Here is a 4,173-nt window from a genome sequence, read left to right on the forward strand (position 1 = left end):
ACAATTTTGCCATTGTCAGTCCAACAGGTCCGCCACCGATAATTGCAACTTTTTTATTGTTTAGTAAATTCATTTTTTGTCTGTCTGTTGATGTTAGCACGGTCGCTCGTAAAATGGCTACTAACGGTACGGCTTGGCGATGTGGCGGAATTCCGTAATCCGTCTGCCTGTAACCGCTGCCAAATTTATAATTAAAAGTTCATTGTTTATTCTATTGCCCGGCGTTATTCGTCAGCCGGAACTGAAGCCGAATAGCGGACAAAAAGTTGAGCATATATTCGTCGCGCCGCCATATTGCCAAACCGAATGTTGCCTGCATGGCACTCGTCATTTTTCGATTTCCTTATTCAAAAGCTTTTCGATTTCAAGAGCATTACTCGGTCTAGGTGCATCAAAGTCAACAATGTTTCCTTTTTTGTCGATTAAAATAAATTTGGGAATGGCATTTGCAACGTAGGATTTCCAAACAAATCCGTCTTTGTCTATTAGCTGAAGCCAATTTGGTTTATCTTTTTCAATTGCTTTTTTCCATTCATTAACACCGTCATGAACCGCAATACTAATAAATGCGATCTGACTATTATCCTTAAATTTGTCATATAGAATCTTAAAACTTGGTGTTTCTGCTCGGCAAGGTCCGCACCAACTGGCCCACAAATCAAGATAAATAACTTTTCCCTTGAATTCTTCAAGAGTAAAAGTCTCCCCGAAGTTATTTTCTAAGGTAAATAGCGGTGCAGGTTTTCCGACTTGTGTCCGTATTAATTCATTTTCCTTCTCGATGAATTTTTTTTCAAGAGATGTTTTGTAAAAGTTGCTTTTGAGGTTTGAAATATAAGGTGCAAACCGCTCCTTATATTCATTCAGCTTTGCAAATGAACGGCAGGATTCAATATCTGATGCCATTCGTATATGCAGAACGTACTCTTTGACCTTTCCCTGATAGGTTGTTGCAATCTTTTTTAGGTTATAGTCCTTTTGATTCAGAAGCGTAGAATCTTTTTTTAAATCCAGATTTACTAAATAATTCGGCCATTCCTTAGCTATTAACCCTTGATTATAATCATTTGATATTAAATACTGTTCATTGTAAATATTTTCTAATATTTTGTGATCGAAATTATCTCTGATAAATGATACGGAAGAATCGTAACTATAATTATTTATATTTACATGAGTAACCAACATATTTAGCTTACTGAAAATGTTGTCGAGCCGCACCATTGAGCCAAAATATTTGAGGTATTCATCATGGATCGGCTTTTTGTCAAATGTTATATGATATATCGAATCTTTTAATTTCTGCTGATTGCTGATATAGGAGAGCAATTCATCTCGCTTTAACTCAAACCATAGCGTTGTGTCTTTCCGTGCCAAATAAGCTGAATCCAGCAATAGACGGTACCTGTTGCTTTCAGACCCAATGCCCGAAATGGTTTTACTTTTGAATAAAGAAGAAAAATCCTTCCCGTTTCCTTTAATTGTTAAATTATATCCGGGTGCAACAAAAATATCATTGATCTGAATATTATTCTGTTGTATGCTTGCCCGTTGTGGACCCGGTAATTTGTATGTTTTTAGATAAAATTTACCGGACTCATCAAGGTGAAGCGTGTCCATTAACCATTGTCCGTTTTTATCATGAAACAAAATTCTTAAATATTTTTCTGGGCAATTAGTTATTTGTCCTTGTATAATGAGAGGTTTTACCCCAGGTTTATTCTGTCCCCAAAGTATAATAGTTGAAAATAAGATGACAACTAAACTGACTGTCTTTTTCATGTGCTTGTTTTGTGCTTGCAGGCAACGAACAGGTATTGCTGCAGTTTGGGCATTTGAAATACGTCACGCTGGGACTGCTGCTGATAGCTGAACTGTTGCTGATGTTTTTGTGCATTAGCCAAATTTATAACGTCAAGCCAGAACTGGATCTGATTTTTTACTGCTGCCGATGCTTACAACGTCCAGCCCAAATTGCAGCAATACTTTTGTTAGCGGCTGGGCTTTTGAATTTAATACTGCCTGTGTTAATGATTAATAATTCTAAATGTCAAGTTGAAACGTGCTTCTTTTATTTTTTTCTCTTTTGGAACTGCATGTTGCCAATAATGTTGTGTCTCACCACTCATTAAAAGAAAAGTACCATGTTTTAAAGGAACTTCAATTTTTTCTTCATTGTTGTCAAGTCTTCGCAACTGAAATCGTCTTGTTGCGCCGAAGTTTACTGAACCAATAACGGGATTTTTACCTAACTCTTTTTCATCGTCGCAATGCCAGCTAATATAGTCTTCACCATCTCTGTACCAATTCATCAAAACACTATTGAAATGAACGCCTGCTACTTTTTCAATTTGTTCTTTGATATGAAGTAAACCTTTATTCCATTTGTTGGGCTGCAATGTCAAACCCGAATAAGTGTAAGGTTTATCACTATCTCCATACCAGGCAGAATATCTTGGAAGGAAAACAGGCTTGCCAAACATCTTAATCTGGTCGTGATGCCAATTAATATTTTTGAATTTTATTTGAGATAAGCTTTCTTTATCTAAACTTCTCCAGTCCGCCGTTTGCCAATCGTTCGTTTCGTTTTCTAAAAAATATTCAATACTTCTGTCGCTTACTTTTTTATCAAAGAAATGTTCGGAATAAAAAAGTTGACCATTTGGAATTGAAATGACAAAGCCATTCATTTCATCATTCCATTGATAACTGTAATTATCTTTTTGTGGAAGTTTGAATGGAAGCTCTTTGGTGTCCGGCGTTTGATTAAATAAATCCATAAATATTTCCTTTAGTAAATTTATAAATTACATCTAAAAATCTTTAGCACCATTGTTATATTGTAGTTTTCTAACCAGCTTTTACCCACAACGCGAAAAGCCTTTCCGTAAATAGTTCCTGTCTGGCAAGGAATGCTTGTATGTATAAAGCAACTTTGAAAACTATTTATCCTATTTAAAGCATTATTGTTGTCAGGACTAACACAAACAAAATAATTAGTTCCTTTTTGTGTTGCTTTTATTTTGTTTGCAAGCTGAATATAATTGAAACTATCTACGTCAAGAATGTTTGATAGCAAGTGAACTTTGATATTTGAATCGTTTGAAGTCAAATCTGCGTTTGTGATGTTATCAAGCCGCTTGTTTACTTTTGAAAGCTCAACATGATGGTTTTTATAATCAATGAAGTAGTTCAACTTTAATATGCCGCGTTTTAAAGCTATTTCAGAAGGTTCTATAAGTATTATTTTATCAACGTTTATATTCTTATTGTTTCTGATTGCATAATCGTAGAATGCAATTGATGCAAGTGCCTGACCGCAACCATAATCAACAATATCAATCGGTAAATTAGGAAGTTGAGGAAATAAATAATTAAAAGCACTCTGCAACTTATGGTAATGCATTCCTCCATAAGCAGTAATATAATTTATTAGCGTTTGTGAGTCTTGAATTATTGCAATTCCGTTATTAGTATTTAATATTTGGCTGGCTGTTAAATGTGATGATAATTGTATGTTATGTTCATACATTTTCCAAAAGTTCGGGACTGGCTGCATTATACTTGCAATAGTAGTACAATAGTCAGTTCCTGTTTCTTGCAATGAAAGTCTGTGTACTTTAAGTGCCTGTCTTTGTCGTGTAAGACTTAATTGTCGTTGCTGTTCTTCCTGTTGCCTTTGTAAAGTTGCTTGACGTTCACGTTCAATTTGTCTTTGTCTCTCTGCTGCTCTCTGTTGTTCTCTAAGTAGCCGTTCTTGTCGTTGTTGCTGTGTCTCAACAGGCTTTTTTGAAGAACTGCCGCTGTTGGCAATTGCAATAATAATAACAACAATGATGAAGATTACAAAACCCATTCGCCGTTAGTAGGGCATGTTTAACTAACGTAGGGTGTCCACGTAGCCTTGCCGCTAACGGTCAGGTATTTGTGTTCGGCGGGACGGATTTATCCGTCCCGCTGATAACCGAAGCTAAATTAATAAACTATTGCTGAACAAATTGTTGCTGCCAACAGCGTTCCGTCACGAAGAGACGGAACGCTTAATTGAAAAACTGCTGTTGAGAAAACTTACTGTCAGCCCCGCTGACACAAATACCCTTGTTACATGCATACTTAAATGAATAAAACACAGCAACACCTGAATTTTTACAAACGAAAAACGTTGCATAAAAT

At 35.9% G+C, this 4,173-nt stretch carries 3 protein-coding genes; all 3 read right to left on the reverse strand.

Annotated features, from left to right (window positions below; all coding sequences use genetic code 11):
• Positions 1 to 327: 327 nt before the first annotated feature.
• Positions 328 to 1,782 carry a TlpA family protein disulfide reductase gene (locus QM629_RS18880; protein WP_415161461.1) on the reverse strand — a complete coding sequence of 485 codons (1,455 nt, stop codon included), beginning with the start codon at positions 1,780 to 1,782 and terminating at the stop codon, positions 328 to 330.
• Positions 1,783 to 2,027: 245 nt separating this feature from the next.
• Complete coding sequence (locus tag QM629_RS18885) at positions 2,028 to 2,780, reverse strand: alpha-ketoglutarate-dependent dioxygenase AlkB family protein (protein ID WP_415161462.1); 753 nt, start codon at positions 2,778 to 2,780, stop codon at positions 2,028 to 2,030.
• Positions 2,781 to 2,800: 20 nt separating this feature from the next.
• Positions 2,801 to 3,856: a hypothetical protein gene (locus QM629_RS18890; protein ID WP_415161463.1), complete on the reverse strand. Its 1,056-nt coding sequence runs from the start codon at positions 3,854 to 3,856 to the stop codon at positions 2,801 to 2,803.
• Positions 3,857 to 4,173: the final 317 nt, after the last annotated feature.

Origin of the sequence: Parafilimonas sp. (genome assembly GCF_047606085.1) — a bacterium.
In the GTDB taxonomy this organism is placed as follows: domain Bacteria; phylum Bacteroidota; class Bacteroidia; order Chitinophagales; family Chitinophagaceae; genus Parafilimonas.